The 15,944-nt window shown below is 74.1% G+C and carries 16 protein-coding genes and 1 pseudogene; 3 read left to right on the top strand and 14 right to left on the bottom strand.

The window, feature by feature from the left end; all coding sequences use genetic code 11:
* Window positions 1–88: 88 nt before the first annotated feature.
* Entirely contained in the window at window positions 89–814 is a 726-nt protein-coding gene (locus tag LWC33_RS18175) for an SDR family NAD(P)-dependent oxidoreductase (protein ID WP_233305595.1), read from the top strand.
* Window positions 815–973: 159 nt separating this feature from the next.
* Here the strand turns inward: LWC33_RS18175 and nusB are convergent, their stop codons facing one another.
* The 3 genes from nusB to LWC33_RS18160 form a co-directional block, all read right to left on the bottom strand.
* Window positions 974–1,393: a transcription antitermination factor NusB gene (gene nusB / locus LWC33_RS18170; protein WP_233305594.1), complete on the bottom strand. Its 420-nt coding sequence runs from the start codon at window positions 1,391–1,393 to the stop codon at window positions 974–976.
* A 1-nt stretch (window position 1,394) separates the two neighbouring features.
* Window positions 1,395–1,958: an elongation factor P gene (gene efp / locus LWC33_RS18165; RefSeq protein WP_232874434.1), complete on the bottom strand. Its 564-nt coding sequence runs from the start codon at window positions 1,956–1,958 to the stop codon at window positions 1,395–1,397.
* A gap of 208 nt (window positions 1,959–2,166) precedes the next feature.
* On the bottom strand, window positions 2,167–3,285 hold the full coding sequence (locus LWC33_RS18160) for a M24 family metallopeptidase (RefSeq protein ID WP_233305593.1): 1,119 nt from the start codon (window positions 3,283–3,285) through the stop codon (window positions 2,167–2,169).
* A 23-nt stretch (window positions 3,286–3,308) separates the two neighbouring features.
* Between LWC33_RS18160 and LWC33_RS18155 the strand changes: the two genes are divergently transcribed.
* Entirely contained in the window at window positions 3,309–4,019 is a 711-nt protein-coding gene (locus LWC33_RS18155; protein WP_233305592.1) for an MBL fold metallo-hydrolase, read from the top strand.
* Between the two features lie 33 nt (window positions 4,020–4,052).
* Here the strand turns inward: LWC33_RS18155 and aroQ are convergent, their stop codons facing one another.
* The 5 genes from aroQ to LWC33_RS18130 all read right to left on the bottom strand — a co-directional run bounded on the left by aroQ (window position 4,053) and on the right by LWC33_RS18130 (window position 8,598).
* The gene (gene aroQ / locus LWC33_RS18150; protein ID WP_233305591.1) at window positions 4,053–4,490 is read right to left on the bottom strand and encodes a type II 3-dehydroquinate dehydratase; all 438 of its coding nucleotides are present in this window, start codon (window positions 4,488–4,490) and stop codon (window positions 4,053–4,055) included.
* Window positions 4,487–5,626, bottom strand: coding sequence for a 3-dehydroquinate synthase (gene aroB, locus LWC33_RS18145; protein WP_233305590.1), 1,140 nt, complete (start codon window positions 5,624–5,626; stop codon window positions 4,487–4,489). The genes aroQ and aroB overlap by 4 nt, the downstream gene beginning before the upstream one ends.
* Window positions 5,627–5,739: 113 nt before the next feature.
* Complete coding sequence (locus tag LWC33_RS18140) at window positions 5,740–6,369, bottom strand: shikimate kinase (protein ID WP_233305589.1); 630 nt, start codon at window positions 6,367–6,369, stop codon at window positions 5,740–5,742.
* A gap of 126 nt (window positions 6,370–6,495) precedes the next feature.
* Window positions 6,496–7,683 carry a chorismate synthase gene (aroC, locus tag LWC33_RS18135; RefSeq protein WP_233305588.1) on the bottom strand — a complete coding sequence of 396 codons (1,188 nt, stop codon included), beginning with the start codon at window positions 7,681–7,683 and terminating at the stop codon, window positions 6,496–6,498.
* 12 nt (window positions 7,684–7,695) lie between these two features.
* A complete protein-coding gene (locus tag LWC33_RS18130; RefSeq protein WP_233305587.1) occupies window positions 7,696–8,598 on the bottom strand; it encodes a prepilin peptidase in 903 nt (300 codons plus the stop codon).
* A gap of 199 nt (window positions 8,599–8,797) precedes the next feature.
* Here LWC33_RS18130 and LWC33_RS18125 point away from each other — a divergent pair, with 199 nt between their 5' ends.
* On the top strand, window positions 8,798–9,658 hold the full coding sequence (locus tag LWC33_RS18125; RefSeq protein WP_233305586.1) for a spermidine synthase: 861 nt from the start codon (window positions 8,798–8,800) through the stop codon (window positions 9,656–9,658).
* 52 nt (window positions 9,659–9,710) lie between these two features.
* Here LWC33_RS18125 and LWC33_RS18120 read toward each other — a convergent pair whose 3' ends face one another.
* From LWC33_RS18120 to shbA, 6 genes and pseudogenes are all read right to left on the bottom strand, one after another.
* Entirely contained in the window at window positions 9,711–10,910 is a 1,200-nt protein-coding gene (locus LWC33_RS18120; protein ID WP_233305585.1) for an endolytic transglycosylase MltG, read from the bottom strand.
* Between the two features lie 118 nt (window positions 10,911–11,028).
* Window positions 11,029–11,442: a Holliday junction resolvase RuvX gene (gene ruvX / locus LWC33_RS18115; RefSeq protein WP_233305584.1), complete on the bottom strand. Its 414-nt coding sequence runs from the start codon at window positions 11,440–11,442 to the stop codon at window positions 11,029–11,031.
* Entirely contained in the window at window positions 11,439–14,111 is a 2,673-nt protein-coding gene (alaS, locus tag LWC33_RS18110) for an alanine--tRNA ligase (RefSeq protein WP_233305583.1), read from the bottom strand. The genes ruvX and alaS overlap by 4 nt, the downstream gene beginning before the upstream one ends.
* A 56-nt stretch (window positions 14,112–14,167) precedes the next feature.
* On the bottom strand, window positions 14,168–14,476 hold the full coding sequence (locus LWC33_RS18105; protein ID WP_233305582.1) for a hypothetical protein: 309 nt from the start codon (window positions 14,474–14,476) through the stop codon (window positions 14,168–14,170).
* Complete coding sequence (locus tag LWC33_RS18100) at window positions 14,473–14,874, bottom strand: DUF948 domain-containing protein (protein WP_233305581.1); 402 nt, start codon at window positions 14,872–14,874, stop codon at window positions 14,473–14,475. The genes LWC33_RS18105 and LWC33_RS18100 overlap by 4 nt, the downstream gene beginning before the upstream one ends.
* 205 nt (window positions 14,875–15,079) lie before the next feature.
* Window positions 15,080–15,784 (bottom strand): annotated as a pseudogene (gene shbA, locus LWC33_RS18095) (RNA polymerase sigma factor ShbA); the annotation flags it as partial.
* Window positions 15,785–15,944: the final 160 nt, after the last annotated feature.

Here is a 15,944-nt window from a genome sequence, read left to right as displayed (position 1 = left end):
ATTCCCGCGTCCTTTTCGCATTATGGAACCATAATGCGGTTTCTGGGCCGTTCTGTGGACGTTGTGGATCCATGGTGCGGAGTGCGTGATGAGGGTCTCGGGCCGGGTCGCGCTGGTGACCGGGGCGTCGTCGGGGATCGGCACCGCGGTGGCGCAGCGCCTCGCGGGCGACGGCGCGCGGCTCGTGCTCACCGGGCGGGACCCGGAGCGGCTGCAGCAGGTCGCCGAGCGAACCGGGGCGAAGGCGGTGGTCGCCGACCTCGCCGCGGGTGTCGACACCCTGCTCGACGCGCTGCCCGCCCGGCCCGCACTCGTCGTCCATTGTGCGGGGGTCGGTGCCGCCGGGCCGCTGGAGGAGCTCTCCCCTGCCCGGGTCGACGAGCTGATCGACCTGAACCTGCGGGCGCCGGTCCAGCTCACCCGTGCCCTGCTGCCCGGCCTGCGTGCCGAACGCGGGCACCTCGTGTTCGTGGCCTCGATCGCGGCCCTCGGGGTAGCCGGCGAGGCCGTGTACTCCGCCACGAAGGCGGGTCTGCGTGGCTTCGCCGACGCGGTGCGGATCGAGGCGCCCGAGGTCGGCGTGACGACGGTGCTGCCCGGCGCCGTGGACACGCCCTACTTCGGCCGCCGCGGCCGGGAGTACGACCGGCGGTTCCCGCGGCCGATCCGCGCCGACCGGGTGGCCGAGGAGATCGCCCACGGGATCCGGCGCGGGTCCGTGGAGATCGTCGTCCCACGGTGGCTGGCCCTGGGCGCGAAAGTGCACGGGGCCGCTCCGGCCCTGTTCGCCCGGGCCTCGCGCCGCTTCGGCTGACCACGCCTGGGCGCGCTCTGGAACCATGATGCGGCTCGGGGACGCGCAAGACCCCATCCTGGGTTCCATACTGCGATCAGGACCCATCCCCAATCGCATTATGGTTCCGTACTGCGATCTGGGCGCGCCCAAAACCGCATTATGACTCCATAATGCGCGTCAGAGCGTCGCGCGGAGGTGCTCGGCGATGTCCGCGATCCGGCCGAGGACGCCGTTGAGGAAGCGCGGCGAGTCGTCCGTCGACAGGGTGCGGGCGAGCTCGACCGCCTCGGTGATCGCCACCGGGTCGTCGATCTCGTCCACCCAGAGCAGCTCGTAGACGCCGATCCGCAACAACGTGCGGTCGACGGCGGGCATCCGCGCGACCGTCCAGCCCTCGGCGTGCTCGGCGAGGAGCTGGTCGATGCGCTCGCGGTTCTCCACCACGCCGCGCACCAGCAGCGCGGCGTAGTCCGAGACGGGCGGCGCGTCGTCCGTCTCGCGGCGCTGGGTCAGCACTCCGAGCGGGTCGGCGCCGCGCGCCTCGGACTCGAAGAGGATGTCGAGGGCGCGCTTGCGGGCCTTGGTCCTGGCCCGCACGTCAGCTGCTGACGCGGCCGAGGTACCGGCCGTCGCGGGTGTCGACCTTCACCTTGGTGCCGGTCTCGAGGAACAGCGGGACCTGGATCTCCGCGCCCGTCTCCAGCGTGGCGGGCTTGGTGCCGCCGGTGGAGCGGTCGCCCTGCAGGCCCGGATCGGTGTGGCTGATGACCAGCTCGACCGACGTGGGCAGCTCGATGAACAGCGGGCTGTCCTCGTGGAAGCTGACCTGCGCGACCTGGTTCTCCAGCAGGTAGTTCGCGGCGTCGCCAACCACGTTCTCCGGGATGGGGAGCTGGTCGTAGGTGTCCCCGTCCATGAAGACGAAGTCCGCGCCGTCGCGGTACAGGTAGGTCATGTCGCGGCGGTCGACCGTCGCGGTGTCGACCTTGGTGCCGGCGTTGAAGGTCTTGTCGACGACCTTGCCGGTCATCACGTTCTTCAGCGTGGTGCGCACGAAGGCGCCGCCCTTGCCGGGCTTGACGTGCTGGAACGCCTGGACCGACCACAGCTGGCCCTCCAGGTTGAGCACCAAGCCGTTCTTCAGGTCGTTCGTGGTGGCCACGTGCGGGTCTCTCCTGGTTCGTCGCGGTCGTGCAGGGTCGTACGGAGGGGCGCGCGTGTGCCGACCGTGACGACGGGTGACGAACCGGTACGACCGCACGCGGCGGATGCTGCTCTCGGCGGCGGCGTCCGGACTCCCGCCCGGGCCGGCCCCGCCGAACCGCCGTCGAGGATACCGGTGCACGCCCGCGCACGAACGTCACCCCGGGTCAGGCCACCTCGACGAGCTCCTTGGTGAACCCGGTCAGGGCCTCGGCCGGCCCGGCCCCGGACACGACCAGCGTGTCCTCGATCCGCACGCCGCCCCGGCCGGCCAGGTAGACGCCGGGCTCGACGGTCACGGCCATGCCCGCCTCCAGCATGTCCTTCGACGCCGCCGACAGCGCCGGGGCCTCGTGGATCTGCAGCCCGACGCCGTGACCCAGGCCGTGCAGGAACTCCGGGCCCCGCCCCGCGGCGGTGATCGGCTCGCGGGAGGCGGCGTCGACCTCCGCGGCGGGCACCCCGGCGCCCACCGCGGCGCACCCGGCGGCCTGCGCCCCGCGGACCAGGTCGTACAGCTCGCGCTGCCAGTTCGCCGCCCGGCCCAGCACCAGCGTGCGGGTCATGTCCGAGTGGTAGCCGCCGACCAGCGCGCCGAAGTCGAGCTTGAGGAGATCGCCGGGGCGCAGCGCGGCGTCGGTCGGGCTGTGGTGCGGGATGGCGGAGTTCGGGCCCGCGGCGACGATCGAGTCGAACGACGGCCCGTCCGCCCCGAGCCCGCGCATCCGGAACTCCAGGTCCAGGGCGATCTCCCGTTCGGTCCGGGCCGCCCGGACGCCCCCCGCCGCGAGCAGGTCGGTCAGCGCCGTGTCGGCGAGGGCGCAGGCTCGCCGGATCGCCTCGATCTCGGTGTCGTCCTTGATCGCCCGCAGCTGCGCGACCAGCCCGGGCGCCCGCTCCAGCGTCGTGCCCTCGGCCGCCGCGGTCAGGGCGGTGTGGGCGTCGACGGTCACGGCGTCGGACTCGAAGCCGAGTCGGCGGATCCCGAGCACCGACGCCCGCGCGGCGAGGGCCAGTGCCGTCGCCCGCTCGATCACCGGCGGCACGTCCGGCACCTCGGTGGCGGCCTGGGTCGTGTACCGGCCGTCCGTGCCGAAGCGGCTGCCCGCGTCGTCCGTCGCGGCGAGCAGCAGGGCGCCGTTGGAGCCGGTGAACCCGGTCAGGTACCGGACGTTCACGAGGTCGGTGACCAGCAGCCCGTCGAGCCCCGCGGCGCGCACCCGCTCGCGGAGGGCCTCGCGGCGCACGGCTTCGGCTCGGGTGCTGGTCGGGACGCCAACGGTCATGGCGCTCAGCCTAGGCTGGGTGCATGAGTGGGTCGGGGCTGTACTTCAGGCAGCTGCTGTCCGGACGGGACTTCGCGGTCGGGGACCGGGTCGCCACCCAGATGGTCAACTTCGCCTACCTGATCGGGGACGAGGAGTCCCGCGAGGCCGTCGTCGTCGACCCCGCCTACGCCCCCGACGACCTGCTCGACCTGCTCGAGGCCGACGGCATGCGGCTGACCGGGGTGCTCGCCACGCACCACCATCCCGACCACGTCGGCGGCACGATGATGGGCTTCGACCTCGAGGGCCTCACCGGGCTGCTCGCGCGCACCCCGGTAAGGGTGCACGTGCAGAAGACCGAGGCCGAGTGGGTCACCAAGGTCACCGGGCTCTGCGCCACCGACCTGACGCTGCACGAGAACGACGACGTGGTTCAGGTCGGCGACATCCCCGTGCGGCTGCTGCACACCCCCGGTCACACGCCCGGCAGCCAGTGCTTCCTGGTCGACGGGCGGCTGGTCGCGGGCGACACCCTGTTCCTGCAGGGCTGCGGCCGCACGGACTTCCCGGGCGGCGACGTCGAGGCGATGTACCGGAGCCTGCAGCGGCTCGGGTCCCTCGCCGGCAACCCTGTCGTCTACCCTGGACACCGGTACTCGGAGGAGCCGCACTCCCCGCTGCTCGACGTCCGCCGCTCCAACGTCGTGTTCCGGCCGCGGTCGGCGGAGGAGTTCGTGCTGGCCTTCGGCTGAGCCGGGCTGCCTGAGCCGGGCTGCCTCGCCGCGCTACCGGCTCGCCAGGTACCGCAGCGCCAGCACGTAGCCCTGCACGCCGAGGCCCACGATGGTGCCGGTGGCGACCGGGCTGACGTAGCTGTGGTGCCGGAACTCCTCGCGCTGGTGCACGTTGCTGATGTGCACCTCGACGAGGCCGTCGGCGAGCATCGCGCACGCGTCGCGCACGGCCACGCTGGTGTGCGTCCACGCGGCGGGGTTGAGGACGACCGGGATGCCGTCGTCGGCGGCCTCGTGCAGCCAGCCGATCAGCTCGCCCTCGGTGTTGGTCTGCCGGACCTCGACCTCCAGGCCCAGCTCGGTGCCGGTCTTCTCGCACAGCCCGACCAGGTCGGCATAGGTCGTGTGGCCGTAGATGCCCGGCTCGCGCAGGCCGAGCCGGTTGAGGTTCGGGCCGTTGAGGACCAGGACGCGGGTCGTGTCGCTCATGCGCTCACCGTGGCATAGGCCTGCTCGAGCAGCTCCGGGGCGGGGCCCTCGAGCCGGCCGGGCTTCGCGAGGCCGTCGAGCACCACGAAGCGCAGCATCCCGGCACGGGACTTCTTGTCGCCCTTCATGGTCTCGACCAGCTCGGGGAGCACGCCCTTCTCGTACGTCGTCGGCAGGCCGATCGAGGTCAGGATCGCGCGGTGGCGGGCGACGGTGGCGTCGTCGAGGCGACCGGCGGCCTTCGCGAGCTCCGCGGCGAACACGAGCCCGACGCTCACCGCCGCGCCGTGCCGCCAGGTGTAGTCCTCGCGGCGCTCGATGGCGTGGCCCAGAGTGTGGCCGTAGTTGAGGATCTCGCGCAGGTGGGACTCCCGCAGGTCGGCGCCCACGACGTCCGCCTTCACCTGGATCGACCGCCGCACCAGCTCGGGCAGGATCTCGCCGGCCGGGTCGAGCGCCGCCTTCGCGTCCCGCTCGACGAGGTCGAGGATCACCGGGTCCGCGATGAAGCCGGCCTTGATCACCTCGGCCATGCCCGCGACGAGCTCCGGCTCGGGCAGGGTCTCCAGGGTCGCCAGGTCCACGAGCACCGCGGACGGCTCGTAGAACGCCCCGACCAGGTTCTTCCCGGCGGCGGTGTTGATGCCGGTCTTCCCGCCGACGGCCGCGTCGACCATCGCGAGCAAGGTGGTGGGCACGTGGACGACCTTCACACCGCGCATCCAGGTCGCGGCGACGAAGCCGGCCAGGTCGGTCGCCGCTCCCCCGCCGAACCCGATCACGACGTCCTGCCGGGTCAGCCCGATCTGCCCGCAGACCTCCCAGCAGAAGCCGGCGACCGCGAGGGACTTGCCCTCCTCGGCGTCGGGCACCTCGACGCGGTGGGCGTCGATCCCGGCGGCCTCCAGCTCCTGGCGCACCGACTCCGCCGCCTCGGCCAGCGCCGGTTGGTGCACCAGCAGCGCGGTCCGCGACCGCAGCTCCGCCACGACGCCGGGGAGCCCCGCCCGCACCCCGCGGCCGACGATCACGTCGTAGGGCCGCTCCGCGGCGACGCGGATCGTGGTGGGGTTCGCGACGCCCGGGGCGGGCGCGATCGCGGTCGGGCTCGTCTCGGAGGGGCCGGGCTGGGTCATGCGACGACCCTAACGGCCGTGGCCCGCCCGGCTGCGGGGCGTCGGCGGTGGCGCTCCGTCGCCCAGGAGCCGGCGCGGGTCAGCAGCCGGGGCGGGTCAGGAACCAGGGCGGGTCAGGAACCGGGGCGGCCGAAGACCGGATCCGGGAGCGCGGCGTCGTCGGAAGGGGTGATCTCGTCGTCCGGATCGCCGGGGCGGGGCTCCGGGGCGGGCGCGGCGTCGGCGTCGAGGCCGAGCGCCGCGAGAACGGCGGCGGCGACCTGGTTCGCGCTGCGCTTCACCGTGTCGATCTGCACGGTGGCGACGGACTCGTACAGCGGCGCCCGGGCCTCGAGCAGGGCGCGGAAGGTCGCCCGCGGGTTCACCCCGGCCAGCAGCGGCCGCGCGGTGGACATGCCGGTGCGGCGGATGCCGTCGGCCAGCCCGACCTGGAGGTAGACGACGCGGTGCGCGGCCAGGAGCGCGCGCGTGGACTCCGCCAGCACGGATCCCCCGCCGAGCGCGAGGACACCGCAGTCCGTACCGAGCAGCTCGGCCACGACCTCGCGCTCCACCGCGCGGAACGCCTCCTCGCCCTGCGAGGTGAACATCTCCGCGATGGTGGTGCCGACCCGCGCCTCGATCTCGGTGTCGACGTCCGTGAACGGCACCGACAGCCGGCGCCCGAGGACCCGCCCGACGGTGCTCTTGCCCGATCCGGGGGGACCCACCAGCACCAGCACCGGCCTCGTCGCGTCGCTCACGGGCGCGATCGTATCCGCCGTTCGCCCGGCGTTCACCGACGGCCGCAGCCTCTCGCGGGCGGATGCGCCCGGTACCGCGACAGCGATCGCGAGGGCCACCGCGAGGGCGATCGCGACGGGGCCGCCTCAGTGCGCGAAGCGGCGCGCCACGTCCTCCCGGTAGGCCGCCACGTTGCGCCGCGTCTCAGCGAGCGAGTCGCCGCCGAACTTCTCCAGCGCCGCCTCGGCCAGCACCAGCGCCACCATCGACTCGGCGACCACGCCGGCCCGCGGGACCGCGCAGGCGTCGGACCGCTGGTGGATGGCGGTCGCCTCCTCACCGGTCGCGGTGTCGATGGTGCGCAGCGCCCGGGGCACCGTCGAGATCGGCTTCATGGCGACCCGCACGCGGACGGGCTCGCCGTTGGTCATGCCGCCCTCGATGCCGCCCGCACGGTTGGACAGCCGCTTCACCGGGTCGCCCGGGATCATCTCGTCGTGCGCGGCGGAGCCCCGGCGGTGTGCCGTGCGGAAGCCGTCGCCGATTTCCACCCCCTTCATCGCCTGGATGCCCATGAGCGCCGCGGCCAGCTTGGCGTCGAGCCGGCGGTCGGACTGGACGTACGAGCCGACCCCGACCGGCATGCCGTAGGCGATCACCTCGATGACCCCGCCCAGGGTGTCGCCGTCCTCGTGCGCAGCGTCGATCTCGGCCATCATCCGCTCGGCCGTGGCCTCGGAGAAGGCGCGGACCGGGCTGGCGTCGACGCGGTCGAGGTCGCCGGGCCCGGGGACCGGGTCGTCCTCGGGGGCGTCGACGGCACCGATCGCGACGACGTGCGACACGATGTCGACCCCGAACGCCTGCTTGAGGAACGCCTTGGCGACCGTGCCGAGCACGACCTTCGCAGCGGTCTCGCGGGCGCTGGCGCGCTCCAGGACCGGGCGGGCCTCGTCGAAGCCGAACTTCGTCATGCCGGCGAGGTCGGCGTGGCCCGGCCGCGGCCGGGTGAGCGGGGCGTTGCGGGCCCGGTTCGCGATGAGCTCGGGGTCGACGGGATCGGCCGCCATGACCGTCTCCCACTTGGGCCACTCGGTGTTGCCGATCCGGACGGCCACCGGACCGCCCTGGGTCACGCCGTGCCGGAGGCCGCCGATCACCTCGAGCTCGTCCGCCTCGAACGCCATCCGCGGGCTGCGCCCGTGGCCCAGCTTGCGGCGGCCCAGTTCGGCCTGCAGCTCCTTGGTCGTGACCTCGACACCGGCGACCATGCCCTCCAGCACGGCGACCAGCGCGGGACCGTGCGACTCCCCGGCGGTGATCCAACGCAGCACGCCGCGATTCTCTCACCCCCCGCCCATCGTCCCGACGGCACCGCTCACGCCACCCATGAGCGCCGCCACGAACACCACCAGCCACGCCGAGCCGAGCATCGGCGGGCCGAGCGGCAGCTCCGCGGGCGGCCCGGCCGGCGGAGCGAGGGGTCGCGCGCCCCTCCGCCACGTCGCCGCTCCCGCCGACCCGTCCGACCGTTCCGGCGCCACCGGATCCGGCGGGCCGGCGCGCAGCACGCCCCCACCCCGGGGCCGCGGGCGGCGGACCGACCGGACGACCAGGAACCCCGCCACGGCCGCGCTCACCACCGCGGTCAGCGCACAGCCGACGAGCAGCGCCGGCCAGGAGGCCGCGGTGAGCAGGGCGCCGACCGGCGCCGCGAGCTTGACGTCGCCGAGCCCGAGCGACCGGGGCGACACTGTATGGGTCAGCAGGTACATCCCCGCGAGGAGCGCGGCTCCGGCGGCGGCGCGCCCGACCGCCGCGATCCCCAGCGGCGCGGCGAGGAGGAGCGCGGCCGGCAGCGCGGGCAGGGTGAGCGCATCGGGCAGGCGGTGGTGCCGCAGGTCCACCACACCCGCCACCACCGCCAGCCAGCCGGCCGCGAGCAGCAAGGGCGCCCACGACCACGCCAGCGCACCGCTCCCCGCCGTGCCGACGACGACCGCCCACGGCACCCCGACCGCGACCTCGAGCCAGGGCACCGCCACATGCGTCCCCCGCCGGAGCCGGCCCAGCAGCACCCGGCCGGCGGCACCGGCCAGCATCCCGAGGCCGAAGCCCAGGACGGCCCACCCCACCCCGGCGCCACTCGGCAGGTAGCCGCCCGGCGAGATCCCGCCCGGCACCACCCCGGCGGCCACCGCCGCCCGCACCACCGCCGCCGGCCCCGCCACCGTCATCCCGGTCGTCATGCCGCCGATGCTCGCCCGGTCCACCGACCAGCGGCGGAACGGCGGGCGAGTTGTGCACAGGCCTGCTCTTCGGTGGATGAACCCCTGTGGCCGGGCCGCGAACGCGCCGATGCCGTCGGGCGGGTCCGGTAGTGCGCGTCACCCGCCTCGCACCCGACCGGACGGTGCAGCACCGGGCCGGGCCGGGAAGGATCGAGGGGTGCCCTCCCGCCCCGACCCGCCGCTCGCACCCGCCGTCGTCCGGGCGGACATCGACCACGGCCGGGCCGAGCTGGTCGGCGATCCCGAGCGCCCGTTGGCCTGGACACTCCTGGTCAACGGCACCGCGCAGTCGCACGTCGACCTCGCCGACCCCGAACACCTGGAGTTCGAGTACGTCCGGCGGATGGGCCACGTGGTCGACACGATCGCGCCGCCCACGGAGCCGCTGCGCGCCGTCCACCTCGGCGGCGGGGCCTGGACGCTCCCCCGGTACGTCGCCGCGACCCGCCCCGCCTCGCCGCAGCTCGTGGTGGAACTCGACGCGGCCCTCATCGACCTGGTCGCGGCCCGCCTGCCCGCCGACGGCACCGGCATCGACGTGACCAGCGGCGACGCCCGCGCCCGCCTCGCGACCCTGCCCGCCTCCTCCGCCGACCTGCTGGTGCTCGACGTGTTCGCCGGTGCCCGCACGCCCGCCCACCTGACCTCGACCGAGTTCGTCGCCGACGTGCGCCGGGTCCTCGCGCCCGGCGGGGTCTACGTCGCGAACGTGGCCGACGGGGGCCCGCTGGACTTCGCCCGTGGCCAGATCGCCACGGTGGGGGCACACTTCCCGGAGCTCGCCGTGGTCGCGGCGCCGGACCTGTTGTCCGGCCGCCGCTTCGGCAACCTGGTTCTGGTCGCGTCGGACCGGCCGCTCCCGGTCGCCGACCTCACCCGGCGCGCCGCAGGCGACCCCTTCCGGGCGCGCGTGCTGGCCGGCCCGGCGGCTGCGACGCTGGCGCGGGGCGCCGCCGTGCGACACGACCGGTCCACCACGCCTTCGCCCGTGCCGCCGCCGGGATTCTTCGGGCAGTAGCTACTCGGGAAGGTAGCCACAAGGCCCGGTCAGCTAGAAGGCCCGGTCTAGATTAGAAGGCCCCGTTGCGGATCGCCTCGGCGACGTTGCTCTGGTGCTCGGCCAGCGACGTCGCGAAGCAGGAGGTGCCGTCCTTCTGGCACCGCACGAAGAAGGTCCACGGCCCCGCCTGCGGGTGGAGCGCGGCCGCGATCGCGTCTTTGCCCGGCGCCGCGATCGGCGTGGGCGGCAGGCCCGTGTTCTGGTAGGAGTTGTACGCCCCCGCGGTGCCCCGCGCCTCGGCCGTGGTCCGCAGGGCCTGCAGGTCCAGCGGATAGTTGACCGTGGAGTCCAGCTCGAGCCGCTGGTTGATGTCGAGCCGGTTGGTGATCACCCGCGCGACCTTGCTCATGTCGGGGGTGATCGCCTCCTTCTCGGTGAGCGAGGCGAGCACCAGGAGCTGGTAGGTGGCGAGCCCGTCGTGGCTCGCGTCGGCGGTGAGGCCGCTGGACTCGAGCTGCGCGGCCGAGACCGCGAACAGGGACTTCCAGACGTCCGTGGCCGACGTGCCCGGGGCGACGTCGTAGATCCCCGGCACGATCAGGCCCTCGAACCGCCGGTTCGGCTCGGCCCGCGCGACGTCCTCGACCGCCCACTGCGGTACCCCGAGCGACGCCGGGTCGGCGGTGGCCATGACCTGCCGCAGGTCCTCCGGGCTCACACAGCGCCGCTCGCCGTCGATCCGGGCGCAGCTGGCCTGCGAGATCTGGCTGACGACGCCGGGCGCGACCGTTCCGTCGGGCGAGCGGGTGTCGTCGAGCTGGGTGCCCCCGCGGATCTCCAGCCGCCCCACCCGTGAGGACGGGTCGATCATCGCGGCCACCGCCGCCTCGCCCGACATCTGCAGCCGCATCTGGTAGTAGCCGGGCTGGATCGCGAGGACCTTCTTCTCCTCGGCCGCGGCCTCGGTGAACGCCTCCGGACTCGCGACGACGCCGCGGCGGGCCAGCATCGAGCCGATCTGCCGGGTGGAGTCCCCGTCGAGGACCCGGACCACGGCGTCGCCCTGGCCCTCGCCGTCGAAGTCGTCCGTGAAGAACTTCGAGCCGACGAGGTACGCGCCCCCGCCGAACACCACCCCGAGCAGGACGAGCGCCGTGAGCAGCACGAACAGGCCGCGCCGCCGGCGCTTGCGGGCGATCTCGCGCAGCTCCGCCCGCCGCGCGGCGAGCTCCTCGCGCCGGGTCAGGAACGGGCCGGTGGGATGGTTCACGCCGCGCGGCCCGCCCGACGGCGGTTCCGGTCGCTGCGGCAGGTCCCGTTCACAGCTCCGGAGGGTAACGGGTGCCCGGAAGGTCCCGGCACCGAGCACGCCCGACCGGGCCGGACGGTCACCGCCGGGTGTCGAGGTACCCCTGCAGGATGGCGACGGCGGCGGCCTGGTCGATCACGGCGCGCTGCTTGCGCCCCTTGACCCGGCCGCGCAGCTGCTGCGTGGCGACGACGGTCGTGAGCCGCTCGTCGTGCAGGACGACGGGGACCGGCACCACGGCCTCGAGCTCGACCTTGAACGCCTGCGCGGCCTCGGCCGCGGGACCCTCGCGGCCGGCGAGGGTCCGCGGCAGCCCGAGCACGATCTCGACGGCCAGGTGCTCGTCGACCAGCTCGGCGATCCGCCGGGCGGCACCCTCGCGCGGCACCGTCTCCAGCGGCGTCGCGACCAGGCCGTCGGGGTCGCACAGGGCGACCCCGACGCGCACCGATCCCACGTCGACGCCGAGCCGGCGCCCGCGCGGGTCGATCAACCCCGGACCGCCTCGCGGAGCTTCTGGATGGCCGCGCCGACGCCCGACGGGTCCGTGCCGCCGCCCTGGGCGAGGTCCGGCTTGCCGCCGCCCCGCCCGCCGACGGCCGGCGCGAAGGCCGGGATCAGCGTGCCGGCGGCCAGCCCCTTGTCCCGGGCCGCGGCGGTGGTGGCCACGACGAACGCGACCTTCCCGCCGTCGGTCGAGAACAGCGCCACGACACCCGGCTTCGCCCCGAGCCGGCCGCGGACGTCCGAGGCCAGGTTGCGCAGGTCGTTGCCGGCCAGCCCGGCCGGGGCCTCGACCGCCACGACGGACACGCCGCCGAGGTCCTCGGCCTGCTCCGCGAGCGTGCCGGCCGAGGCGAGCACGGCCTCGGCGCGGTGCTTCTCCAGGTCCCGCTCGGCGTCGCGCAGCCGTTCGACCAGCCCGTTGATCCGCTCCGGCAGGTCCTCCGGCTTGGCCTTGAGCTGCTCGGCCAGCTGCGAGACGAGCAGGTGCTCCTTGGACATGTGGTCGAACGCGTCGAGCCCGACGAGGGCCTCGACGCGCCGCACCCCGGAGCCGATCGAGCCCTCGGACAGCACCTTGATCAGGCCGATCTCGCCGGTCCGGCCGACGTGCGTTCCACCGCAGAGCTCGCGGGAGTAGTCGCCCATGTCGACCACGCGGACGCGGTCGCCGTACTTCTCGCCGAACAGCATCATCGCGCCGAGGCGCTTGGCCTCGTCCATCGAGGTCTCGTAGGCCTCGACCTCGCGGTTCTGCTGCAGCACCGCGTTGATCTCGCCCTCGACCTCGGCGAGCTGGGTCGGCGTGACGGCGCCCGACGGCGAGGTGAAGTCGAACCGCAGCCGCCCGGGGGCGTTGAGCGAGCCGGCCTGCGCGGCCGAGGTGCCCAGCGCGCCGCGGACGCCCGCGTGCACCAGGTGGGTGCCGGTGTGGGCGCGGGAGATCGCGGCCCGGCGCGCGACGTCGATCTCGGCGACGACCGGGGAGTCGACGGTGGCCGTGCCGTTCGTGACGACGCCGCGGTGCACCCGCAGGCCCGCGACCGGCGACTGGACGTCGTCGACCCGGATCGTGAACGAGCCGGACCGCAGCTCGCCGGTGTCCGCCTGCTGGCCACCGGCCTCGGCGTAGAACGGCGTGCGGTTCAGGACGGCCTCGACCGACGAGCCCTCGGGCGCGGCGGGGACCGGCTGCCCGTCGACCAGCAGGCCGACGATCGTGCCCTCGGCGGCCAGGTCGGAGTAGCCGAGGAACTCGGTGATGCCGTGGTTGTCCAGCACCGCGCGGTAGACCGACGCGTCGCCGTGCCCGACCTTGCGGGAGGCGGCGTCGGCCTTGGCCCGGCTGCGCTGCTCCTGCATGAGCGCGGTGAACCGGTCCTGGTCGACCTCGAGGCCCTGCTCGGCGGCCATCTCCAGGGTCAGGTCGATCGGGAAGCCGTAGGTGTCGTGCAGCTGGAAGGCGCGGTCGCCGGGCAGCACCAGCCCGCCCGCCTTCTTCGTCTCCGCCACGGCGGTGTCGAAGATCCGCGACCCGGCGGTGAGCGTGGAGAGGAAGGCCTCCTCCTCCGCCTCGACGACGGCCGAGATCCGCTCGAAGTCCGTGGTCAGCTCGGGGTAGGTCGGCGACATCTCGTCCCGCACCACCTCGGCGAACGCCCGCAGCACCGGCTGGGTCACGCCGAGCAACCGCGCGGAGCGGACGATCCGGCGCAGCAGCCGGCGCAGCACGTAGCCGCGGCCCTCGTTGGACGGCGTGACGCCGTCGCCGATGATCATGACGCCGGACCGGGCGTGGTCGGCGATGACCCGGAAGCGGGTGTCGTCGGCGTCGCCGTCCCGCCCACCCGCGCCGTACCGGCGGCCGGACAGGGCCTCCGCCTGCGCGATCACCGGCCGGACCAGGTCGGTCTCGTAGACGTTGGCCACGCCCTGCAGCAGGTAGGCGACGCGCTCGACGCCCATGCCGGTGTCGATGTTCTTGCTGGGCAGCGTGCCGACCGGCGGGTGGCCGAGCTTCGGGCTCAGCTCGCCGCGCTCGTCCTGCATGAAGACCAGGTTCCAGATCTCCAGGTACCGGTCCTCGTCGGCCTCGGGGCCGCCCTCGCGCCCGTACTCCGGGCCGCGGTCGTAGTAGATCTCCGAGCAGGGGCCGCCGGGACCGGGCACGCCCATGTCCCAGTAGTTGTCCTTGCCGCCGCGGCGCTGGATCCGCTCCTCGGGCAGCCCGGCGATCTTCTTCCAGAGCGCGATGGCCTCGTCGTCGTCCTGGTAGACGGTGACCCAGATGCGGTCGGGGTCGAACCCGAAGCCGCCCGACTCGCGGTCGCCGGTGACCAGGTTCCAGGCGTGCTCGATCGCCCCGGCCTTGAAGTAGTCGCCGAAGCTGAAGTTCCCGGCCATCTGGAAGAACGTGTTGTGCCGGGTGGTGCGGCCGACCTCGTCGATGTCGCCGGTGCGCACGCACTTCTGGATCGACGTGGCGCGCGGGTACGGCGCCGGCACGTCACCGAGGAAGTACGGCTTGAACTGCACCATCCCGGCGTTGACGAACAACAGGTTGGGGTCGTCGAGGATCAGCGACGCGCTGGGTACGGACGTGTGCCCGGCCTTGACGAAGTGCTCGGTGAAACGACGGACGATCTCGTGGGTCTGCACGGGTGTCTCTCTCGAGGGGAAACGGTGGGACGACGGCTCGGTGCGGCAGGGACCGCTCAGGCCCCTGCCCCGCGCGCTCGCCCCCGAGGGCGGGCCGGCTCGTCCTCGGCCACGGCCTCACTGTAGGACGGCACGTGCCCGCCCGTCCGTCGTTCGACGAGGTCGGTGAGCTCCTGCTCGCGGGTGGCCATGCCGGCGCGCACCTCCGCGCCGAAGGCCCCGAGCCCCGCCCCGAGCTCGCGCAGCCCGTCGGCCAGGTCGGCACCGATGCCCTGCGGGGTGAGTCGCTGCTTGGTCTCGGTGAGCCGGCGGGTGACGTAGGCGCCCGCGGCCGCACCGACGCCGATCCAGAACAGCCGCTTCACTTCTTCCTCCCCCGGCGGCGACCACGGGAGTGCGCCCCCGCGTCCTTGCCGGCGCGCCGGGCCTGGATCGCCTTGTTCAGGCCGTAGGAGAAGGCGGCGGCGCGCACGAGCGGTCCGCCGAGGGTCGCGGTGAACAGCGAGGTCAGCACCGAGACGTTGCTGGTGACGGTCCGGGCGTTCGAGGTGATCCCGTCGACCCGCTCGAGCTGGGTGTTGACGCTGTTCAGCGTGGTGTGCGCGTCGACCAGCAGGGGGGCGCTGCCCTCGTGGGCCTTGCGGATCGCGACGGTCGCCTCGTCGAGCGTGCGGCCGAGCTTCAACAGCGGGATCGCGAGCAGCACGACGAGCACCACGAACGCGATCGCCGCGATGAGCGCGGCGATCTGACCAGCCGACACGGACCCCTCCAGCGATCTTGGACTTCCGACCGCCACGAGCGTGGAGATCGGCGGTCAGGCTACTCCCCCGGCCGCCGGTCCCCACGTCCGGATCACGCCCGGATCAGCCGGTGGTGTCGGCCGTACCCTCGTCGGTGTCGGTGGCGGAGACCATCGCGTCGACCACGGCCTCGGCGACCTCACGGGGCAGGCCGCCGGTGACGAGCTGACGGAGCCGCGCGAGCGCGCGGTGCTGGGTGACACGCACGGCGCCGGGGGTGGAGCCGACGGTCTGCGCGGTCTCCTCGGCGCTCAGCCCGACGACCACGCGGAGGACGAGGACCTCGCGCTGCCGCTCGGTGAGCACGCCCAGCAGCCCGCCGAGGCGCTGGTTCAGCTCGGCGGTCAGCGCCAGGTGCTCCGGACCGTCGAGCACCACGCCGGTGTCCGGCACGTCGGCGACCGGCTCGGAGCGGTTGCGGCCGATGGCCCGGAAGGTGTCGGTCACCTTGTGCGCGGCGATGCCGTACACGAAGGCGCGGAACGACAGGCCCTTCACGGTGTAGCCGGGCAGCGCGGCGAGCACGGCGACGCAGACGTCCTGCGCCACGTCCTCGGCCGAGCCGATGACCGTCTCCTGGCGGCCGAGCCGCGCCCGGCAGTACCGCAGCACCAGCGGGCGGATCTCCTCGAGGAGCCGCTCACGGGCCCGCTGGTCGCCCTCGACGGCGGCGGCGACGTACTGCTCCAGGACCGACGGCGCCGGGACCGAGCGGGCCCGCCGGCCCTTGACCCCGGGGACGACGCTGAGCTGCGGCCCCCCGGCGGACGCGGTGCCGGGATCCGCGCCGGGGTCGACGGTGAGCCCCTCCGGCTCGGCGAACGCGGCGCCGAACGGATCAGGGGGCTCGAAGGCTGCCGCGGCGGTCATCGGACCGTTCCCGTGGCAGGGCGGACGAAGGCGTGCATGGGTTCCCCTCCCCTGCGACGCAGGGGGCGTGCCCGACCCTGGGCCGGACGGCGCCCCTCCGCGCCGTGCGCGGTAGTGAGCGACCGGGGCCCGATGTGCCCGTCGGACCCTGGCCGCGTTT

This window comes from Pseudonocardia terrae (assembly GCF_021343995.1).
In the GTDB taxonomy this organism is placed as follows: domain Bacteria; phylum Actinomycetota; class Actinomycetes; order Mycobacteriales; family Pseudonocardiaceae; genus Pseudonocardia; species Pseudonocardia terrae.
The sequence above is the reverse complement of the archived record's forward strand: the minus strand, read 5'-3'. Positions and strand labels throughout refer to the sequence as shown.